The sequence below is a fragment of the Paenibacillus sp. Y951 genome, from assembly GCF_056786395.1.
Genome location: NZ_JBXCIY010000002.1, coordinates 207,997 through 228,631, shown reverse-complemented (window position 1 = coordinate 228,631; position 20,635 = coordinate 207,997). Strand labels below are relative to the sequence as shown.

Annotated in this window: 25 protein-coding genes; 17 read left to right on the top strand and 8 right to left on the bottom strand. The window is 38.2% G+C overall.

From position 1 onward, the window contains the following. Positions 1–5: 5 nt before the first annotated feature. The 4 genes from AC1TPB_RS03820 to AC1TPB_RS03805 all read left to right on the top strand — a co-directional run bounded on the left by AC1TPB_RS03820 (position 6) and on the right by AC1TPB_RS03805 (position 4,435). Complete coding sequence (locus AC1TPB_RS03820; protein WP_482075267.1) at positions 6–779, top strand: inositol monophosphatase family protein; 774 nt, start codon at positions 6–8, stop codon at positions 777–779. Further along, positions 776–1,525, top strand: a complete 750-nt coding sequence (locus tag AC1TPB_RS03815) for a GntR family transcriptional regulator (protein WP_482075266.1) — start codon at positions 776–778, stop codon at positions 1,523–1,525. The genes AC1TPB_RS03820 and AC1TPB_RS03815 overlap by 4 nt, the downstream gene beginning before the upstream one ends. Positions 1,526–1,881: 356 nt before the next feature. Next, positions 1,882–3,132 (top strand): MFS transporter, encoded by a 1,251-nt coding sequence (locus tag AC1TPB_RS03810; RefSeq protein WP_482075265.1) that lies wholly within the window; start codon positions 1,882–1,884, stop codon positions 3,130–3,132. A 7-nt stretch (positions 3,133–3,139) separates the two neighbouring features. Continuing rightward, positions 3,140–4,435 (top strand): alkaline phosphatase family protein, encoded by a 1,296-nt coding sequence (locus AC1TPB_RS03805; protein ID WP_482075264.1) that lies wholly within the window; start codon positions 3,140–3,142, stop codon positions 4,433–4,435. Between the two features lie 187 nt (positions 4,436–4,622). Here AC1TPB_RS03805 and AC1TPB_RS03800 read toward each other — a convergent pair whose 3' ends face one another. The 5 genes from AC1TPB_RS03800 to AC1TPB_RS03780 form a co-directional block, all read right to left on the bottom strand. Then, on the bottom strand, positions 4,623–5,477 hold the full coding sequence (locus tag AC1TPB_RS03800) for an ABC transporter permease (protein ID WP_482075263.1): 855 nt from the start codon (positions 5,475–5,477) through the stop codon (positions 4,623–4,625). After that, on the bottom strand, positions 5,474–6,391 hold the full coding sequence (locus tag AC1TPB_RS03795; protein ID WP_482075262.1) for an ABC transporter ATP-binding protein: 918 nt from the start codon (positions 6,389–6,391) through the stop codon (positions 5,474–5,476). The genes AC1TPB_RS03800 and AC1TPB_RS03795 overlap by 4 nt, the downstream gene beginning before the upstream one ends. Next, the gene (locus AC1TPB_RS03790; protein WP_482075261.1) at positions 6,388–6,804 is read right to left on the bottom strand and encodes a hypothetical protein; all 417 of its coding nucleotides are present in this window, start codon (positions 6,802–6,804) and stop codon (positions 6,388–6,390) included. The genes AC1TPB_RS03795 and AC1TPB_RS03790 overlap by 4 nt, the downstream gene beginning before the upstream one ends. 12 nt (positions 6,805–6,816) lie before the next feature. Beyond that, positions 6,817–7,263: a LytTR family DNA-binding domain-containing protein gene (locus AC1TPB_RS03785; RefSeq protein WP_482062726.1), complete on the bottom strand. Its 447-nt coding sequence runs from the start codon at positions 7,261–7,263 to the stop codon at positions 6,817–6,819. A gap of 359 nt (positions 7,264–7,622) precedes the next feature. After that, positions 7,623–8,540 carry an aldo/keto reductase gene (locus tag AC1TPB_RS03780; RefSeq protein ID WP_482075260.1) on the bottom strand — a complete coding sequence of 306 codons (918 nt, stop codon included), beginning with the start codon at positions 8,538–8,540 and terminating at the stop codon, positions 7,623–7,625. Here AC1TPB_RS03780 and AC1TPB_RS03775 point away from each other — a divergent pair. The 5 genes from AC1TPB_RS03775 (at position 8,511) to AC1TPB_RS03755 (ending at position 11,659) form a co-directional block, all read left to right on the top strand. Beyond that, a complete protein-coding gene (locus AC1TPB_RS03775; protein ID WP_482075259.1) occupies positions 8,511–8,996 on the top strand; it encodes an AraC family transcriptional regulator in 486 nt (161 codons plus the stop codon). The two genes, AC1TPB_RS03780 and AC1TPB_RS03775, sit on opposite strands and share 30 nt — an antisense overlap. 179 nt (positions 8,997–9,175) lie before the next feature. Beyond that, positions 9,176–9,304: a hypothetical protein gene (locus tag AC1TPB_RS03770; RefSeq protein WP_482075258.1), complete on the top strand. Its 129-nt coding sequence runs from the start codon at positions 9,176–9,178 to the stop codon at positions 9,302–9,304. A gap of 93 nt (positions 9,305–9,397) precedes the next feature. After that, the gene (locus tag AC1TPB_RS03765; RefSeq protein ID WP_482075257.1) at positions 9,398–9,727 is read left to right on the top strand and encodes a DOMON domain-containing protein; all 330 of its coding nucleotides are present in this window, start codon (positions 9,398–9,400) and stop codon (positions 9,725–9,727) included. 597 nt (positions 9,728–10,324) lie between these two features. Continuing rightward, entirely contained in the window at positions 10,325–10,615 is a 291-nt protein-coding gene (locus tag AC1TPB_RS03760) for an acyltransferase family protein (protein WP_482075256.1), read from the top strand. Positions 10,616–10,714: 99 nt separating this feature from the next. Next, positions 10,715–11,659 (top strand): NAD-dependent epimerase/dehydratase family protein, encoded by a 945-nt coding sequence (locus AC1TPB_RS03755; RefSeq protein ID WP_482075255.1) that lies wholly within the window; start codon positions 10,715–10,717, stop codon positions 11,657–11,659. Positions 11,660–11,767: 108 nt separating this feature from the next. Here the strand turns inward: AC1TPB_RS03755 and AC1TPB_RS03750 are convergent, their stop codons facing one another. Beyond that, a complete protein-coding gene (locus AC1TPB_RS03750; RefSeq protein ID WP_482075459.1) occupies positions 11,768–12,061 on the bottom strand; it encodes a hypothetical protein in 294 nt (97 codons plus the stop codon). On the opposite strand from AC1TPB_RS03750, the gene AC1TPB_RS03745 reads away from it, so the two are divergent. Continuing rightward, a complete protein-coding gene (locus AC1TPB_RS03745; RefSeq protein WP_482075254.1) occupies positions 11,996–12,313 on the top strand; it encodes a transposase in 318 nt (105 codons plus the stop codon). The genes AC1TPB_RS03750 and AC1TPB_RS03745 overlap by 66 nt on opposite strands. A 19-nt stretch (positions 12,314–12,332) precedes the next feature. On the opposite strand, the gene AC1TPB_RS03740 is transcribed toward AC1TPB_RS03745, so the two are convergent. Further along, on the bottom strand, positions 12,333–13,250 hold the full coding sequence (locus tag AC1TPB_RS03740) for an AraC family transcriptional regulator (RefSeq protein ID WP_482075253.1): 918 nt from the start codon (positions 13,248–13,250) through the stop codon (positions 12,333–12,335). Between the two features lie 351 nt (positions 13,251–13,601). On the opposite strand from AC1TPB_RS03740, the gene AC1TPB_RS03735 reads away from it, so the two are divergent. From AC1TPB_RS03735 to AC1TPB_RS03720, 4 genes are all read left to right on the top strand, one after another. Then, a complete protein-coding gene (locus AC1TPB_RS03735) occupies positions 13,602–15,725 on the top strand; it encodes a glycoside hydrolase family 3 protein (protein WP_482075252.1) in 2,124 nt (707 codons plus the stop codon). Between the two features lie 151 nt (positions 15,726–15,876). After that, positions 15,877–16,749 (top strand): N-acetylglucosamine kinase, encoded by an 873-nt coding sequence (locus AC1TPB_RS03730; RefSeq protein ID WP_482075251.1) that lies wholly within the window; start codon positions 15,877–15,879, stop codon positions 16,747–16,749. Positions 16,750–16,831: 82 nt separating this feature from the next. Continuing rightward, positions 16,832–17,050 (top strand): hypothetical protein, encoded by a 219-nt coding sequence (locus tag AC1TPB_RS03725; protein ID WP_482075250.1) that lies wholly within the window; start codon positions 16,832–16,834, stop codon positions 17,048–17,050. Between the two features lie 13 nt (positions 17,051–17,063). Further along, the gene (locus tag AC1TPB_RS03720) at positions 17,064–17,222 is read left to right on the top strand and encodes a hypothetical protein (RefSeq protein WP_482075249.1); all 159 of its coding nucleotides are present in this window, start codon (positions 17,064–17,066) and stop codon (positions 17,220–17,222) included. Between the two features lie 85 nt (positions 17,223–17,307). Here the strand turns inward: AC1TPB_RS03720 and AC1TPB_RS03715 are convergent, their stop codons facing one another. Continuing rightward, complete coding sequence (locus AC1TPB_RS03715; protein ID WP_482075248.1) at positions 17,308–18,528, bottom strand: GNAT family N-acetyltransferase; 1,221 nt, start codon at positions 18,526–18,528, stop codon at positions 17,308–17,310. A gap of 166 nt (positions 18,529–18,694) precedes the next feature. Between AC1TPB_RS03715 and AC1TPB_RS03710 the strand changes: the two genes are divergently transcribed. The 3 genes from AC1TPB_RS03710 (at position 18,695) to AC1TPB_RS03700 (ending at position 20,635) form a co-directional block, all read left to right on the top strand. After that, complete coding sequence (locus tag AC1TPB_RS03710) at positions 18,695–19,339, top strand: ROK family protein (protein WP_482075247.1); 645 nt, start codon at positions 18,695–18,697, stop codon at positions 19,337–19,339. Between the two features lie 43 nt (positions 19,340–19,382). Beyond that, positions 19,383–19,628 carry an ROK family protein gene (locus AC1TPB_RS03705; protein ID WP_482075447.1) on the top strand — a complete coding sequence of 82 codons (246 nt, stop codon included), beginning with the start codon at positions 19,383–19,385 and terminating at the stop codon, positions 19,626–19,628. 158 nt (positions 19,629–19,786) lie between these two features. Beyond that, the gene (locus AC1TPB_RS03700; RefSeq protein WP_482075446.1) at positions 19,787–20,635 is read left to right on the top strand and encodes a MurR/RpiR family transcriptional regulator; all 849 of its coding nucleotides are present in this window, start codon (positions 19,787–19,789) and stop codon (positions 20,633–20,635) included.

The window sequence follows — 20,635 nt, the reverse complement described above, 5'->3', positions numbered from 1 at the left end:
ATGATATGAATTTAGATCAGTTAATTGATGAAATAGAGACGTGGGTAGACAAGGCGGCTGCTTATCAGAAAATCGCCATTGAGGACAATCAGTTCCAAGTAAGTACGAAGGGTTATGCGACTGATTTTGTTACAAATGTAGATGTAAAGTCTGAGGGTATTTTGATTGATTGTATTAGGCAAGCTTATCCGGAGCATAGCATTCTCTCTGAAGAAAGAGGGAGCTATGTCAATGGGAGTGATTACTTATGGGTCATTGATCCTATCGATGGCACAACCAATTTCATTCATCATTTTCCAATATCATCAATTTCGATCGCTTTACAACATAACGGTATTACTCAGGTTGGAGTGGTTTATTCGCCTTGGCTCAATATGAAGTTTTGTGCAACTAGACAGGGCGGTGCATATTTGAACGGGAAGCGTATCTCCGTATCAAATACTAATCAATTGGAACAGAGCTTGTTGGCTACTGGATTTCCCGGAGGCGGCCATTCAGAGTACATTAATCTAAAATATTTTAATAGTATGATTAGCAAGGTTGCTGGCATTCGACGTACGGGCAGTGCGGCGTTAGATTTATGTTTTGTAGCCGCCTCGTATTTTGACGGCTTTTGGGAATTCAATCTCAATGATTGGGATATGTGCGCAGGTGCGTTAATTGCAGAGGAGGCTGGTGGAATAGTTCAACGGTTAGAAATCAATGATCATTCTCTTATCCTTTGTAGTAATAAAGAGTTATCTGATGTCTTAAAGGTAAGTTTACTTATACAGGAATGATATTATATAAAGCGGGGCTAGGCATAATGGGAAGCTATCAGATGATTAAACTAGACATAGAAAAAATGATCGACAATAAGCTCTGGAAGGTCGGACAAAAATTACCTTCTGAATACGAGCTGGCCAAATATTTCAATGTGAGTAGGGAGACATTGCGAGCAGCTATTAAGTTGCTAGAGCAGGAAGGTAAGTTGCTAGTAAAGCATGGAGTAGGTACTTTTGTCATTAAGCCGCTTCCGATTATTCCGAGCCGCCTTGAGATGCTGCAAAGTATTGGTACTATGATTAAGGCGGCAGGTTTGAATGAAGAAGAGAACAAAGAAATGATTGGGGAAGTACCATGCACCAAGGAATGGGCAGCTGCATTGAACATTGCAGAAAACAGCATGGTTATTAAGTTGGAACGAATGCGATATGCCGATGGTGAGCCAGTGGCTTACTCTATTAATATATTGCCAAAAGATTTAGTTGGTGATGCGTTTGAACGTGTTGATTTCTCTGGCTCTTTATTTGGTTTTCTAGAGGATAAATGCAAAATCAATATTGCTAGAGCAGATACAGAGCTACTTGTCCCTTTAAAGAAGGATAAGTATGTTGCGAGACTGCAAATAGATAAGGAAGAAGAGACGCCAGTCATTCTTATGAAGCAGCTCCATTATAATGAAAAAAATAAAGAAGTGCTCTATTCCTTTGACTATTTAAGAAATGATATGTTTAATTTCTGGATTCGCCGAGAACGAAAATAATTAATTGAAACTAAAAATAGTAGCATAGACCAAGGCAATGATATGTACTACTATTTTTTAGTTAATGATGCTCATAATTCATCATGGGAGGACGATTGCAATGATTCTTTCAGAGATGTGTTTGATTGTTAGTAATTTAAGCTTTCTCCAAATGCAACCAATATTGTAGAAATGGCTAAAGCTGATTCGTATTTCTTCATGTTGAGATCGGTTATGCCTACAATGCGCAAGCGATCTGGAATTTATTGAATAGCTTCATACAGTGAAACTTTACGCCTGCTTAACTTACTTTTAACACTAGCATGACCTTGTAACTGTATAGTTGAGTTAATTAACGATATGCAGGAGAAGTGTCTATGAAGTTAACCAGGGAAGAGAGATCGTGGATTTTATATGATTGCGGGAATTCGGCTTATTCAATGGCGGTTACAACGGCGTTATTGCCAATTGTTTTTGGTATGTTCAATAATGCAAACAGTAGCATGGATCTAGGTTATTTCAATTCGTTAGCAAGTATCATTATTGCAGTTCTTAGTCCGATTTTAGGTACATTAGCCGACTATAAGGATAAGAAAAAGCGCTTCTTTCTATTTTTTGCTCTAGTAGGAATTCTGTCTACGGTATCGCTCGCTTTTGTTTCGCCTAGTAGCGGCCAGTGGCAGCTGCTCATACTATTTTATGTTTTATCAGCAATCGGCTTTGCTGGATCTAATATATTTTATGATTCGTTTCTAGTAGATGTAACGAAGGATGATCGTATGGACAAGGTTTCTTCTAGAGGCTTTGCCTATGGTTATATATCTAGTGTTATTCCTTTCGGGATTAGCTTAGCATTGATTTTCTTTATGGGCATGGATAAAGCAATTGGCTATCAAATCGGCTTTATTATTACGGCATTATGGTGGGGACTACTCACGGTTCCGATGGTTAGAGATGTACAGCAGCGTTACTATATTGAGCCTGAACCTCGTCCAATCTTAAATAGCTTCAAAAGGCTAGCGGACACGTTCAGACAAATTCGAAGCTATAAAGTAGTGTTTGTATTTCTAATTGCTTACTTTTGTTATATTGATGGAGTAGATACGATTATTAAAATGGTTGTGCCCTATGCCACAGCGGTGCTAGGTGCTGATACGCTTGATACATTTACGTTACTAGGTATATTATTAATCATTCAAATTATTGCTTTTCCATGTGCTATACTATATGGGAATTTGGCGAAAAAGTATTCCGCTAGAACAATGATCATTGTTGGTATTATTACGTACATCGTGTCTTGTATAGCTGCATTTTTCATTTCGTCAGTATGGCATATATTTATTCTTGGTGCACTCATTGGTTCAGCGCAAGGTGGCATTCAAGCATTAAGCCGATCATATTATGCGAAAATTATACCGAAGGAAAACTCTAATGAATTTTTTGGATTCTACAATATTTTCGGTAAATTCGCAGCTATTATCGGGCCGTTTATTATGGCGATGACGACGACAGTGACAGGTAACGCTAAGTTTAGTATTTTATCAATTATTCCGCTATTTATTATTGGATTGATAGTATTTCTGACGCTGCCTAAGGAACAGAATAATAGTATTGAAGTGATAGGATGATGTAATCTTGATTAATAAAGCAGACAAAGATAAATACTTAATTGTTGTATCCTATGATGCATTTTCAGAGGATAATTGGGAGATGGCAAGTAAGCTTCCTAATATGGCAGCCTTAATGAAAAATGGTGCTTATAGTACGAAGCTGAAAAGTGTATACCCTACGCTGACTTATGTTATTCATACAACGTTTGTGACAGGCGTCTATCCCAATAAGCATGGAGTATATCATAATAATCCGCTTCAACCCTTTGTCGATGCGGAGAATCAGCGTTGGTTCTGGTTCAGAAGTGATATTAAAGTACCTACAATATATGATGCCATCCAGAAGCATGGGATGACATCGGCGGGGCTATTATGGCCAGTGTCGGGGAAAGCTCCGATCAAATATAATATTCCTGAGATCCGAGCGATCAATAATGAAAATCAGGCGCTTAAAATATTGAAGAACGGTAGCCTATTGTACAGCCTCAATATGGAACTGAAATATGGACGCGTTCGCCAAGGCATTCAGCAGCCTTATCTTGATGATTTTACAACGATGTGTGCCGTTGATACGATCAAGCGTAAGAAACCAAATTTACTTCTGATGCATTTGATTGATCTTGATGATGCTAAGCATGCTTTTGGCACAAAGGGTCCTCATATTGAGGAGGTCATTCAGCGTATGGACAATAGGCTCGGTGATTTGATGAGAGCTGTTGAAGAAGCTGGTATCAAGGAACAGACAACGTTTATTGTCGTTGGAGATCATGGACAGAAAGATGTTCGATATAAGGTGCATCTTAACACTTTATTGAAAGAGCATGGGCTGATCTATGAGGAAAACGGGGAGATGAAGTGGAGAGCATATGTGCAAGGAGCGGGTGGAGCTGCTTATTTACATCTCAAAGTCGGCGATGATGAGGCTGAAGCGTTAGCCGTGAAGTTGATTAAGCAAGCCTTGCAAGACAATGCTTGTGGCATTGAGAGTATATTAACGGGAAATGATCTGGATCGTTTTCATGTAGATAGCTCGCTGCGATATATGCTGGAAGCTAAGGTCGGCTATTGCTTTGAAGATGATTATGATGAGCCCATCCTAATAGATTTAGAAGAACAAGGGAAGGTCTATGCTACACATGGCTACTCTCCCGACAAGCCTGATTATACAAGCGTGTTGGTTGTATCTGGCGAGGGGATAAAAAGTAACTATTCGTTTGGCGATGCAGAGGTCGTTGATCTAGCGCCAACGATGGCGAAAATGTTAGATATTAACTTTGGACCATGTGATGGTAGAGTGTTGCAAGAGATTTTCATAGAGTAATCGATTTGTCTGTCAAAAATAGCTTATAGCATATTTTTAAAAAGTAGCACAAACCAAGACAATGGTTTGTGCTACTTTTTTGAGTAGAAGTGAAGCATAGATCATGACAGCAACATGACTATGTATTTGACACAAACCTCCTTTATCGCGAATACATATTAAATAAGAAGTGAAATTTCGGTGAAATTCATTTGTTTTTTTTCCTCAAAACGAGCAGAGAAATAAGGAAAAAGACGATGGTTATGCCAATGAGGTAGAAAATACTAAACAAAGTAGACATATGACTATCATTAATTTCATAAAAGACTCCCATATCGAATTGAAATGCTTCTTTCATTTCAGTAGAAGTATTGGCAAAAGCGTCAAGTAGAGGCGAATCCATTAATAACTGACGGAATAATGCGGCTGAATGGGAAACCGGGAAAAATTTTACGATCGTTTGTAAGTAATCAGGTAAACTACCAATCGGAATATAAATGCCAGCTAAAAAACCAAGAAGTGTCCCAATGACAGTACTAGCTGCAGCAAAAGCATTTGATGTTTCAAAGAATGAGACTAGCAATAGAACCATCGATGCACTCGATAAAACTGCCAAAATGATGACACCAACTACTGCAAGCATTTTGTTAAAAGGTAACAATGCTTCGCCAGTGATGAAAAAAAAGATTTCTGCTGCAATAAATGTGAATAAACACATAATAAAACTAATAATCAATGCACTGAAAATATAGCCTCCGACTAACTTCGCCCGTGAAATAGGAGAGGAGTAAAAGTCCATATATATCTTATTTGCTCGATCTTCGACAAGAATTCCGAAAGAACCTAATGTCGTTGTTAACGATGTGACTGATAAAATTCCTGCAATGAACCAAGATTTGAGCAGTGCTTCTTTCGATGGAAAGTCAGGAATGTTTTTTGAAGTTAAATCACCCAAAAATATAACGTATAAAGCAATAAGAATAAGTACGGCAAGTATTGAAAAAAAGACTGCTGTTTTATCTCTAAAGTATAAGAGGATATTGCGTTTAGTGAATGCCATCATCGTTTATCACCACCATATTCATTAATCGTAATGAACACATCATCTAAACTGGATTTTCGTACTTCGAAGGACGAGATTAGATCAGAGAATTTGGTCAAAATTGGAATCGCATCCGTTGTTTCCACTAGTGGGAAGTGGATGAGTGATTTTTCGATTTCAAATTTGTAATCTTCCGCAATAAGTCTTTTTTTCAAATCTTCTTCATTATTCGTAGTACATATAAGCTTATGGGATGAATACTTGTTTTTTAGTTGTTCTGGGGTACCTTTTGCAATAATACGCCCATTCTTCATGACGACGACATAATCCGAGCTCGCGGCTTCCTCGATATAATGCGTTGTCAAAAACACGGTCATTTTCGTCACACTTTGAAGCTGGATGATTGTTTCCCAAATGTTTTTTCTGCTTTGTGAATCAAGACCAGTCGTTGGTTCGTCAAGTACTAAAATAGTAGGGTTATGAATAAGCGCTCTCGCAATATCTGCCCTCCGCTTTTCACCGCCTGATAATTTACCATAGGGTCGCTTTAGGAAAGAATTCAAGTCTGCTATGGCGACAACTCTTTTAATTGCTTCTGCTCTTTCTTTTCTAGACATTCCATAAAACGATCCACGGATCTTTAAATTCTCTTCCACAGTGAGTAAGGAATCCATTAGACTTTCTTGAAAGACAACACCAATTTCTTGGCGAATTTTAGAATCTTCATTTCCGACGGTATAGCCATTCACTTTAACGGTGCCTTTGTCTTGTTGTAAGAGCGTCAAAAGAATAGAGATGGTTGTCGATTTTCCAGCACCATTCGTCCCTAAAAAAGAGAAGAGAGTACCTTCCTCGACGTAAAAGCTAACGTTGTTCACCGCCTGGACTTTTCCAAACGATTTAGACAAGTTATCTACTTTAATTATTTTCTTCATCTGATATCCTCCTTTTTCTGAGTCCGTATTACGGAATTGATTTTTCTTGCAGCCGCTTGGTCCCCAGTAAATAGGATGAAAATTACGATCGCATATATCAATAATCCGATCGCTAGTACATAAAGAATATACGTAGTTTGGAATGGAACCATATTGAAAAATACGATGGCCACAAGCAGAACGATGATGACAGCCATAACCTCCAATAATCTGAAAACAAAAGGACTTCGGATAGGTAATAAATGGGTTAAGTAAATCAATGACATGATGCCAATAGAAATAAATAACATAGTGACGGCTAGTTGTTCATCAAAAGGAGGGAAAACAGTTAATAGACTAAAAAAGAGATAAAAAATACAGCTAAATGTGAACGAAATACAACTGGATACAATATACTTCATAAATTCTTTCATACGATTTCCCCCTTACGTCAAAAACTTTTCTTTAAATGCTTTGACATAATGTCTGTTGACAATTATTTTTTCTCCATTTGTTAACATAGCCTCAAATTTTCCATTGAATAAAGCGCGTACGTTATCGATATGTGTTGTATTGACAATCAAGTTTTTACTAATGCGGATAAAATGTGTTCCGCGTACTAATTGTTCAAGCTCAAATAATTTCAAGTTACTTTCATACACTTCTTTCTCATCATAAAGAAATGATTTATTATCGACAGACTCAAAGTAATATAAATTTTCCGCAGCAAGGGAATATGTTCTAGCATCTCTCTTTCCAGTTAACATAATTTCATAGTGTTTAAATTGTTCAATCAAACGTTCAAGCCGCTCATCGACTCGGGGACATTTAATTATAATTTCAATCTCATTGTAATCTTCAGATTCGTCAATTATTAAACGAATAATGATCACGCCCTTTTACAGAATTCCTATTGACTGAATAGTATCACTAGATTGAATGAGGAACAACGTTTCAAAAGTAACTTGCATTTATAGATAGATGAGTTGCAGTTTTTTGTGAAAAACGTAGGTTATCTTTCAAAAAACGATTGGTAAGAGACATTACTCAAGTGAAAATGGCAGAGGATTTTCAAATTACAAGGAAAACAATTCATGCTGCTGAAAATAAAAAGGTCTTTCATCATTGAATTGATGAAAGACCTTTTTTCAAAATCATCATATTAAATACCCATAAATAGCACCTCTTTTTGAAGTTCACGGGTATTCTAATAAACAGCAGAAAGACGGAATCAGATTACCATCAAAACCATTTAACTAAAACCAACAATTGGATGAGCTACATATGGCTCTTCTAGAGACGCAATTTCTGCAGCTGTTAATTTAATAGATAGAGCGCCTACTGCACCTTCGAGATGAGATATTTTCGTAGCACCGATAATAGGAGCTGTTACTGGTTCCTTCTGCAGCAACCAGGCAAGTGCGATATGAATACGTGGAACGCCACGTTCCTCTGCAATTGCCGCTAACCTCTCCACAACTAATCGATCGGCATTAGCGGTTGCATCGTATTTAGATTTTTGTGTTTGATCGGTTTCGGAACGATGCGTTGATTCTGACCAGTCACGAGTCAATCTTCCTGAAGCAAGCGGGCTATAAGGAATTACCCCGATTTTCTCTTCCTTACAGAGCGGTAGCATTTCCCGTTCCTCTTCACGATAGATGAGGTTTAAATGATTTTGCATCGATACAAACTTCGTCCACCCATTTTTCTCCGCTACATGTAGAGCCTTATGGAATTGCCATGCATACATAGCAGAAGCGCCGATATATCTTGCCTTCCCAGCCTTCACCACATCGTGTAACGCTTCCATCGTTTCTTCGATAGGTGTATTGTAATCCCAGCGGTGAATTTGATAAAGGTCGACATAATCGGTTCCAAGTCGCTTCAAACTTTTATCGATTTCACTCATAATTGCTTTACGGGATAGACCAGCACCATTTGGACCTTCATGCATCCGAAAATGTACCTTTGTAGCAAGTACAATTTCATCACGATTCGCATAATCCTTTAGCGCGCGTCCAACGATTTCTTCACTTGTACCATCTGAATAGACATTTGCCGTATCAAAAAAATTGATACCAAGATCAAGAGCATTCTTAATAACAGGGCGACTTTGCTCTTCATTAATTACCCATGGGTGAACCCATCGTTCTGCATTATTGTCCAAGGGGAGAAGGAAGTATTACTGGCAGAGGAAAGCTTTAAGTATGGCGCTTCGGATTATATTGTGTCGTCTGTTGGCTTACCGATTAAGGGGCAAGTGATTAAAGCCTCTTCCGACGCTCCATACTTGGCAATCAAGCTTGAATTTACCCCAAGTCAAATTTTAGATGTTTTAAGTGATTATAATATGTTAGCAAACACGAAAAGAAATGCGAAACGTGCTATGTATGTTAGCAAAGTTGAGCCATCTCTATTAGATGCAGTAGTCAGGTTAGCTTGTTTATTAGACAATCCGGAAGATATCCCGGTACTTGCTCCATTATTCACGAAGGAAATTCTCTATAGGATTCTGCGAGATCAGCATGGGGATGCGCTGGAACAAATGGCAATAGAGGGTAAGGATAATCAAGAAAAGCACATTTCAAAGCAATGTATTCTAAAGAAATTTGATTTTCTTTAATCATTGTTACTGCATAAGCTAGACGTTTAAGTGATACATAGCGGTAAAACGATAGGCTCATATTTTTGGTGAAATAAAGTAGAACAAAGGTCAAATAACAACAAAACAAAGGCTAATTCTCATTCAAATCGAATGGAATTAGCCTTTTATAGATATCATTACAAGGAGGAAGACTAGATATGACATACGTTCAATCAATAGCTAATTTAGAGGAATCAAAACATTATTTAGCAGGGGGAGTAGCTAGCTCATTAAGAGCTACCATGATACCAACACCACTATTTGCTGAAAAGGGCAATGGTTGCTAGGTAAGTCCTGTGATGGCATTGCACCTCTAGGACCATATTTAGTTACGGCAGATGAGGGTGTAAAGGAATAAATTTATCTATTTAAAACGGATTATGGAACTGGAGATTAGTCCCCATAACGTTATTTTTGATGCGAAAATTATTAATAATGGTCAAGGTAAAGTTACGGATATAGATTTAGCGTGGAATTTAGAGGGGCTCAGAACAGAGATCCATAAGCCACAGCCAGAAGTTTTTATATATAATATTTATATCCCTGCTACTAACTTTGCTGCTCCTTTAGAAAAAGGAAAAGCATTTAAAGTGAATTTTTATCGAATTGACGAGCAAAGAAATGGGGAAAGAGAATATCAAGCATGGAGTCCGACGGGTGCTATTAATTATCATCTTTCACAATATTTTGGCGAAATGATATTGGAATAAATAAACAGCCTTAGCCGGTTGGGCAAGGCTGTTAGACTGTAGGCAAACTAGTGTTTACTAGTTTATCCAGTATCCTAGATTTTGTTAATTTAATCATATTAATAGTATGACTACTCTTAACTAATCATTAACATGACGATGACGCAGCGTTAACACAATAAAATTATAGTAGTTGTGTAGACGTTTAGACAAATGCAAGGGAAGGAGAATATTTTGAACAGCTTAAGAATGAGTTTGAAATTACATCCCAACATGACTTATTAATTATTAAAAGCTGTTAATTTACATATTTAATTTCATTATCATACAATAAAAAAGGTGGTATGAAATTTTTAAGAGAACGATTACTCAAGCTTGTTATCCCCATATTTTTTGGATTTCCTTTAGTTACTCGCCCTCTCCATTATTTATATCACATTTATTGTTTCCCTCGCTACATATGGAATTAGAATTTGGTATCCCCTTGATTATTGGGAAGGTTTTTTGGGGGGCATTCAAGCAGAGTATGCTAATTTTCCTAAATATGCTTTTTACTTTATTGTTGGTATTTTAGCATATAAATACAAATGGTTTAGTAATTATCCTAAGAAAAAGTGATTGATATGGTTATGTGTCGGTGTCGTTTTATTTGTAGCATCAATTGCTGGAAAGGGTATGTTTGATGTTGCAATGGCATCTGGAGGGAACAATTTGAATGCTTTGATTTGGTCAATTTGGGACAGCTTTCTTTGTACATCTTTAACGATTGGACTAATGGTGTTATTTAGAGAAAAATTCAATGTTACTAATAAGTGGCTTGGCTTATTATCGCAGAATACGTTTGGGGTTTATATCATTCATGTACCGATACTTGTTTTATTGCAATATGCAATAGAACCTTATCATTAAGTTTTCTTGTTAGTCATTGGGGCAGAATGTTGATTAGATGGGTAAAAGGCACAGTATTCAATAAGAGAATTAATATTAAAGGAAATATTGGAGGAACATATGAACAAAAATAATCAAGAATTGCATGTTGTAATTGGTAGAGGTGCACTAGGTAAGGCTGTGATACAAGAACTTAATGGGAAAGGAAAGAAAGTGAGAAACATTGTAACGACTAAAGATGGCTGGTCTCATCCGAATGTTGAGACGATAGTAGCCGATGTATCAAACATTGAACAAGCTAAACAATCATTTGAAAATGCAGATATAATTTATCAGTGTTCTCAACCATCTTATACAAAATGGCCAGAATTATTTCCAGATCTTATCAAGGGGGTTATAGAAGGTGCAGCTTTTAATAATGCTAAGTTGGTCGTAGGGGATAATTTGTATATGTATGGTGAAGTTTTGGCACCCATGCATGAGAGACTACCCTATAACGCTACTACCAGGAAAGGTAGTGTGAGAGCTAAAGTAGCAGAAAATCTTATAGCGGCACATACTGCTGGGAAAGTAAAAGTAAGTATTGGACGTGCTTCAGATTTTTTTGGTCCACATGTGCTCAATTCTGCGGTCGGAGAACGCGTGTTTAATAAACTGGTGACTGGAAAAAAAGTAGTATACGCGGGGGATCTGGATGCATTACATACCTATTCGTTCATTGAGGATTTTGGAAAAGCACTAGTGATATTAGGGGAAAACGAGGAAGCACTTGGAGAAGTATGGCATATTCCAAATGCTAAAACTGTAACGACACGAGAGTTTTTGGAATTGGCATTCAATACGATTAAGAAGTCACCGAAGCTTAGCACAATGGGGATTGGAATGATGAGATTTGGTGGGTTATTTATACCGGAAGCAAAAGAAAGCATCGAAATGTTGTATCAGTTCAATAAATCTTTTGTAGTAGATAGTTCAAAATTTGTTAAACAGTTTGGCGATATTTCAACACCACTTGATGAAGCAATTTTCAAAACGGTTGAGTGGTATTTACAACGTCATCACTAATGGAAGATCAATTGAACAGTTAGACTTATAAATTTAATAAATAGAAAGAGAGGAAAACATATGTTTAGACCAGTAGCAATTGTTGGATATGGATGTATTTTTCCGCAGCTACTCGTAAAGTATCCTAGAGTCCTTGCTAACAATCGGATAATCACAGGATCCAATCAGCTCTGGGAAGCCGATATCAAGTATGGCTGGATCGATGGAGAACATCGTTTTTTCTTCATCATGTGTATCATAGATGTGTTTGACCGTGCCATCATTGCTTACCATATCGGATTGAAATGTGAAGCCAAACACTTGGTTCAAATCATGTAGGAAGCGCTGAAGAAGCGAATGCTCATTAGCAAGGAAAACAAGCCTGTTATACGCTCTGACAATGGCCCACAGTTCATTAGCCATCTATTTGAAAAGGCTTGTGTCTCTAACGGAATGATCCATGAGCGCATCCCACCAAAGACACCAAATAGTAATGCACACATCGAATCCTTTCATTCTATATTGGAGTTGGAGTGTTACCGACGCAATGAATTTGAGACTTATCCGCAAACGTACATGATTGTGACTGTATTTATTCAATATTACAATCAAAGACGAATCCACGGTAGCATCTATGATCTATCTCCCTATGAATATAATATATGGATACGATAGAGATGCAGCCATTGAACCATTAGTTTTTATATTCCATCTGTAATTTTTTAGGAGAAATATTGTATTCCTTTTTGAACAGTCTATAAAAACTAGAATAATCAAGAAAACCACATTTCAAAGCAATATTTTCTATAGAAATTTGATTTTCTTTAATCATAGTTACGGCATAAGCTAGACGTTTTAGTGATACATAACGGTAAAACGATAGGCTCATGTTTTTGGTGAAATAATGAGAAAAGTAGTACTTATTCAAATGGAAATGACTGGATACACTAACTAAGCTTAGATCGGACTCTGTCAGATGTAATTCAATATGTTCTAGTATTGATAAGAACCTTTGGTCTAGTTTATTATTGTTGTTAAGGCTTGGTTTGCTACTAGCTGGATCGAAGATGATTTGAATACATTGAAATAATAAGTAATTTGTTGAGAAGGAAAAAATATCTTTATCCATCTTTACTTTACTATTCAGCTCTTGAAGTAACGTAACAATATGTTGAAACTTTTTGGAATGTAGATGCAACACATAAGAACCCTGTGTCTTTTGATAAACAATATTTTCTTTCATAGATGGTGAGCTAGCAAGAAAGTCATCCAATAAATGCTCGCTAATGCTAACAATAATTCGCTCATAGCTAGCAAAATTTTTAACAGTAGCTTGATGAACGGCATAAGGAGGGATAACGACAACATCACCTTTCTTGAGCGAATAGGTATTACCCTCACAGAAAAATTCACAATCCCCCTCTAAAAATACAAGTAGCTCCATTACATCATGCCGATGCAATCGGAATAAATTTTCTAATTGAGAGAAATTATCCGATGATTGATCATCGTTCGTAAGCCAATTACGCCAGTTATCATCTGGATTTCGCTTGCTAAAGTAGTTTATTTCAAATCCTTTATTTAGAACTGGAATAAGAATAGATTGCTTCATTAGCTCGTTTCCTTTCATTCAGCAACTTTTACAATATTTTTAGCAATATGCGTCAATTATTTTCGATAAATTGTTGTTATGATAACAGTATACAGCAAAGTAGACTTAGATAACGAAGTAATGCAGGAAGTTTAATCGGCATCGAAGATAAAGTGAACTTGGGAAGTGCGGGACACATGTGCCAATAACGTACATTTTTTTGTCATAAGTGAGAGTTAAATGGAAATGATAGGTATAACAGCTAGCAGAAGACAAGCAATAGATTGATCTAGAGGTTATTTATAGGGGAAAACTTTTTGTTACTGAGAAGCATTTTTGGAAGCTACAAAAAAGTTTTGGGAGGCGTAAACGATGGGAGTTAACGTAAAACAACCTGATTTGGAAGTTAAATCGAAGAATATCATTGAAGTTGATGGATTGAAATTTAAAGATTTGAATAATGATGGGAAGCTAGATCCATATGAAGACTGGCGTTTGAGTCCGCAAGAACGTGCGGAAAATCTAGTCTCCTTAATGAATATTGATGAAAGAGTCGGCATGATGCTTATTAATACACGCGGAATGGGTCTCTCGCAAAAAGATAAAAGTAAGACAAGCCACAATGGTGTGTTAGACGAAGGTATTGTGGAAAAGGGTGAAAGTATTTTTGCTATTACTAAAGTAATGGGCACGACGCATACGATCGAAAAAATGAATTTGCGACATTTCATCTTGAGAGATAACTGGAGTCCAGCTCAAATGGCGGAATGGGTTAATGCAATGAATGAATTAAGTGAGGGAACGCGTCTTGGTATTCCTTGCTTGATCGCTTCAAATTCAAGAAACGAAAATACAGAATTCATCTTTGGTATGAATGATGCAGCCGGGATTTTTTCCACATGGCCAGGAACTTTAGGACTTGCAGCAGCGGCGAAAGGTGATATTAAAAATGGCGGTGATGCATCGCTTATTAGTCAATTTGCTCAAATTGCACATGATGAATGGGATGCTACTGGAATAAGAAAAGGCTATATGTATATGGCTGATACCGTTACAGATCCTAGATGGCAACGTACATATGGTACGTTTGGTGAAGATCCAGAGTTTATTGCTGATGCCATCGGTCGTATTATCGATGCTTTTCAAGGTGAGAGATTAGGTAAGCATAGTATCGCAATGACGACAAAGCATTTCCCAGGCGGAGGCGCAAGGGAAAATGGATTTGACCCACATTATAAAGAAGGAAAGTGGAATCTATATCCAACACCAGGTAGCTTGGAAAAGTATCATTTACCACCATTCCAAGCAGCAGTAGATCATGGTACATCATCGATTATGCCGTATTACTCTATGCCTAGCATCGAAAAGAGTGTGGTGCAACAATTTGAGGGAGACGATATCCCTTACGAAGAGGTTGGTTTTACATTTAATCATTATTTCCTTAATCATATACTTAGAGAGAAGATGGGCTTCAAAGGCTATGTAAATAGTGATAGTGGTATTACGAGCAAAATGAGCTGGGGTGTTGAAGAACTAAGCGAGGCGGAGCGTTTTGCTAAAGCAATCAATGCTGGTACAGATATGGTTGCGGATACGAATGATATTGAAAATCTAAAAATAGCGATCAACAGCGGATGGATCAGTGAAAAACGTATCGATCAAGCCAATGTACGATTACTTACGGAAATGTTTGCTCTAGGACTATTCGATGATCGTACGTATGTGTCAACGGAAGGTGCTGCTTCAACAGTTAATAATCCAGCTAACTGGGAAGCCGCTTATGAAGCTCATAAAAAATCAGTAACCATTCTTAAAAATCAACAGGAGACATTACCTTTAACAGCTGAAAAAATGGCAGGTAAGAAGGTTTATGTGGAGGTGTTCCACAAAGATGCAGAACGAGCAACTTCTTATACTGAAAAAGCAAGGAAGGAATGTCAAGAACTTGGACAATTCAATTTAACCCTTAACTATGAAGAAGCCGATGTTGCTATGTTGTTCTTGAATCCTCAATCGGGTGCTTACTTTAATGCAACACCAGGGCTCTTGGAGCTTGAAATATGCGAGGACAAAACTGAAACTGCGTTAGATGGTTCTTCGTATCAAGAAACTACTTTGCTTCGTATGGAACATCTTAAGGAAATTGCAGAAAATATTCAAAAACGTGGCGGAAAAGCAATTATTAGTGTCAATGTTACATTGCCGTGGATTGTTGGAAATGTAGAGCCTTTGGCAGATGCATTGATCGCTGGATATGATACCTTCTATAAGGCACAGTTTGAGGTTATGGCGGGCAATAGCCAACCTGTAGGTGTGCTGCCGTTGACATTGCCAGCGAGCGAAGCAGTTATTGCCGTTGATGCCAATGGAGACTGTATATCGAGAAATGATGTAGCAGGCTATGACAAGGACAAATATATGCCAGAAGGATTACGTTATGCATATGAGGATAGTGATGGGAATATCTACACACTAGGTCACGGACTAACTTATTAAGAACAAAAAGCGCTGTAATAACAGTAAGAGGTCTCTCGAATTTCGAGAGACCTCTTTGCATCTTGAGCAGCGATCGCCTCAAAAATAGCTTGATGCTCATTCAGCAGCAATTGCTAGATGAAAATCAATATCTTCTTCCTCACCTGTTGTTATGGATATTAATAATAATCCGCTCAATCCTGTCATTAATGTTCGTTCCTATGGTGACATTATAGAAACTGTGCAGCAGTATGGAATTGCAGCATCGTTCGTAGCGATGTTCGAGCAAATAAAAGGTTGCTGTAGCTCGCTCGAAAATATTGCACATATTTGTATTGGTGCTGCTGGTGTCAGTAATCCAATCGTTACAAGCTTTCTTGAACAAAATGTACGTGATAATGGATATTCTGGTCAATTAACGATAACAGGTGATCAAGAAACGGCTTTATATGGTGCGCAAAATGCGATGCAAGGAATTATTGTTATTGCAGGCACAGGTTCTATTTGTTTTGGTGTAAATGAGCAGGGAGAGCAGCATCGGACAGGTGGCTTTGGTTATCTCATTGATGATGAAGGTAGCGGTTATAGTATTGGCCGTGATCTACTGTCTACATTAGTACAGGCCGAGGATGGGAGAATATCTGGAACGATCATTCCAGCTCTTGTCTATGAGCAGCTAGGGATGCGAACGGTGCAGGAAATTATCGGCTTCGTCTATGATAAGCAAACGACGAAAAAGGATATTGCGAAGCTCGCACGACTTATGACGCTTGCATGTGAACAGAGAGATAAGCATGCGCTTGAACTTGCAGAGCGCTGTGCCAATTCCTTATATGAGCTTATCGTTCCTGTTATTGAACGATTGAAGCTAGCCGATAGTCCAATCGCGATTGCGGGTAGTGTACTGCATAAGTCCTCCTTTGTACGTGAAGCATTAGCGCGAAAGCTTGCGCAAAGCTATCCGTCAGTGCAGCTCATGATGCCGATTAAGGATGCGGCGTATGGGGCAGTATTAATGGCAATAGCAAAATTGGCAAAGGAGTAAAAGTTCACTTTAAATTGATGATTCAAGCTAGCTCGTGTGGCGCAATAGAGAAAAAAGTTGCTTTGTTTGCTCTGAAGCTAGCTTGTATGGTGCAATAGAGAAAAAAGTTACCTTGTTTGCTCCGAAAGCTAGCTTGTATGGTGCAATAGAGAAAAAAGTTACTTTAATTGCTCCGAAAGCCAGCTCGTATGGTGCAATAGAGAAAAAAGTTACTTTGTTTGCTCCGAAAGCTAGCTCGTGTGGCGCAATAGAGAAAAAAGTTGCTTTGTTTGCTCTGAAGCTAGCTTGTATGGTGCAATAGAGAANAAGCTAGCTTGTATGGTGCAATAGAGAAAAAAGTTACTTTAATTGCTCCGAAAGCCAGCTCGTATGGTGCAATAGAGAAAAAAGTTACTTTGTTTGCTCCGAAAGCTAGCTCGTGTGGCGCAATAGAGAAAAAAGTTGCTTTGTTTGCTCTGAAGCTAGCTCTTTAGCATAAGGTTTTGCAAAAGAAGCTGGTCCGTAGTTAGTCAATAACTACGGTCCAGCTTCTTACTGTTACTATATATAATCCAGCAATTAGAAGCGGTCAGAGAAATAGAAGGTCGCATTCTGCTTAGGGAATAATGCTTGTAAAATACGAGAAGCTTCATCTCCAACAATAACTTCCTCATTTCCATCATGAGCTGCCTCATAACCCCAAATAATATAAGATATTAATTGAATCTCATCGACGACAAACGGTATATACGTAGCATCCTGCGCGCTTGCTTGAGAAATGGTTAGCTTTTGCTGCTCATAATCCAAATAGATATGCTCATCGGCGCTATATAGGTCAAGGTGAAGCGATTGTGTTGCAGTATGTTCATTACGCTGAAGTCTAGCTTCTAATTCAGGCTGTAGCTTAGTGAAGGTAGAAGCGAAGCTGATTTTTTTCCACATAGCGATGTCGATCATATGCTCCGTTGCCGCCTGCTCCTTGAAATAAGCAGTAATGCGATGATCTTCAGCAAGCATCGAGAAAATTTGCTGCGCCTGAGGGCTTCGCTGGCATAATGCTAGTAATAGATCTACAACATCTTTCTCAGCTTCTGGTAGATAAGCAAATTCATGAATGAAAAGGCTATCTTTATTTGCCTTTTCCAGAATGCCATATGCAACAATGCGGTTGTCTTTACGAATCAGTAAGCAATCATTATTTTTCCAAAGCGGCCATTTAATTAGATCATCCCAATACGCTTCATCACGAATAACGGTATAGGTGCGCTCATTATTAAATTGCTCGTAGATAGCACGCAAATCGTCTAAGTAAGCAGGATCAAATGGAATGATGTCTAAGCTAGCATTGCTCGGAGCTATTTCTGGACGTGTGATAGAATACGCTTTTTCGGGAATTAGTTTCCAGCCAACCTTTTCATAAAAGGTATGAATGCTTGCGAGCAACAGGGTAAGATCATAATCTTCATTTTTCATCCAATCCGTTTGAGCATTGAGTATTAAGTGTGCTAGCCCCATACCGCGAAAGTTAGGGTTCGTGCCAACACTACCCATCGCTCCAACTTTCAGGCTGGCTTTTCCGATGCGAATATGAAGCGGGAAAATTTGTACACTTGAGGCAACCGTACCATTAACGGTGGCAAACCATGTCGTATTAGCATCGTATGACGAATCAAAATCTATTCTTTCTTGAAAAAAAGCACGACCTACCGAAAAAACATCACCTAGTATATCGTAAATAGACTCAAGCTGCTCCCGCGTAGGGCTTTGCGAAACAATAATTTCTTGCTTTGATGTCGTCATCTGTTATTTCCTCCTATAAAAATGAATGTAGATAAAGTATGCTATCTTGGAGTCATTATAATATAAAGGATGTCATATTGTAATATAAACCTTGAAAATAATTACCTTAATTACTATAATTATTATGAAAACAATTTTCCGATCGTAAAGGGGAGTGTAATAGTCGATGGCATCAATTGAAAGTCATAACCATTATGTGATCGGAATTGATATTGGCGGAACTAAGACTCTTGTAGCTCTAGTAAATAGAGCTGGAAGCATTTTGAATCAGATAGAATTCAGAACGTTGCCTGAAAACGGTGCAGATGATACGATTGAAAAAATTCATGAGGCGGTTCGTTCATTGATTGGTGATATTCCTCAGGATGGTCAGTTAAAAGGGATTGGCATTGTCTCGGCTGGTGTAATTGACTCAGAGCGCAAGACCATTGTCTATGCTGCAAATCTTGGCTGGAGCAATAAGGATGTAGGCTCTGAGCTTGAGAAAAGCTTTAATGTACCTGTTATACTAGGTAATGATGCTAATTTGGCGGCTGTTGCAGAATATGTGTGGGGTACGAACAAGAGCTTTAAAGATTTAATATATATTACGGTTAGTACAGGAATCGGAGCTGGCATTGTTAGTGACGGTCGGCTAGTGCAAGGAGTTACTGATAGCGCAGGCGAGTTTGGTCATATTATGATTGATCTTAACGGTACTAAATGTGGCTGTGGTAATATTGGTTGTCTTGAAAATTATTGCTCTGGTACAGCGATTGCTCGTATTGCTAACGAGCGATTGCCAGCGCTTGGACGAGTAAAGATGTACTAGATGCTGCGAATGCAGGTAATAATGACGCACTCGACATCGTGAAATCGGCGGGCTTCTACTTAGGAAATGGAATTGTGCATTGATTCATCTATTTAATGTTTCCCAAATTATATTAGGTGGCGGCGTAATGAGCAGCGATAATATTATTTATGAGGAAGCAAAGAAGATTATTGCCGAGCGTTGTCTGCCGGAAATGTATAAGCAGGTAGAAGTACGACGTACTGAGCTTGGTAAAGAAATAGGTGTGCTTGGAGCTGCTGGATTATTTTACATGGATTCAACAAGTTAATTGAGCATTATGCTTACGGAGCAACTTTTTGTTGGTATAGAAGTAACAAAGAAAGAAGACAAAAAGTTTTAGCGTATGCTTTCGATGCTACTTTTTGTTAGCAGGACGTACTTCAAAGTAGATAACAAAAAGTTTTAGGAGGAGTTGCCTTGAGCTTAATGCAAGCACTAAGGGAGCAGTTCGACCAAATGTCACCAAAGGAAAAAAAACTTGTTAGTTTTTTGCTTGAGCAGCCAAGAGAAGCTGTGCAAATGTCAATTACAGAGTTAGCAAAATTATCGGGAAGCAGCACTTCAACAATTTCCAGATTTTGTCGCTCGTTTCATGCAGAAAATTTTACAGAGTTTAAGGTTAAGCTGGCGATGGAGCTATCCGAGGAGTCTATGACTAGTACATATCAGGATATTGTTGCAGGGCAGTCGCTAGATCATATTGTATCTGCAATTACAGCTAACAATGTTCGATCGGTTTCGGATACAGCGAATCTGCTTGATTATGGACAGCTGCGAGGGGCGATTGCTGCCATGCATCATGCTAAGCGGATTGATCTTTATGGTGTAGCTACCTCGGGTGTCGTCGCCGAGGATTTCTATCAAAAGCTAATACGAATTGGTAAAGCGGCAGCTGTGTTTTCAGATCCACATATGCAGCAAACGTCTGCAGCGTCACTCGGTCGTGGAGATGTAGCGATTGGATTCTCTTATTCCGGAGAAACACCTGAAACAATCGAAGCGATCATTAGTGCTGCTGAGCAAGGAGCGACTACAATTTCAATTACGAATTATGATGCGAATAGATTAGCGGATATTGCTGAAATCAGCTTATTTATCTCATCCTCTGAGGCAGGCATGCGTCGGGGAGATATGGCTTCGCGAATGGCTCAGCTGCATCTTGTTGATATACTCTTTGTTGGACTTGTTAGTGAATATTTTGATATATATGTACCACGATTAGAACGTTCTTATCAGAAAGTAAAACGATTTACCGACAAAAAAGGAGGAAATTAA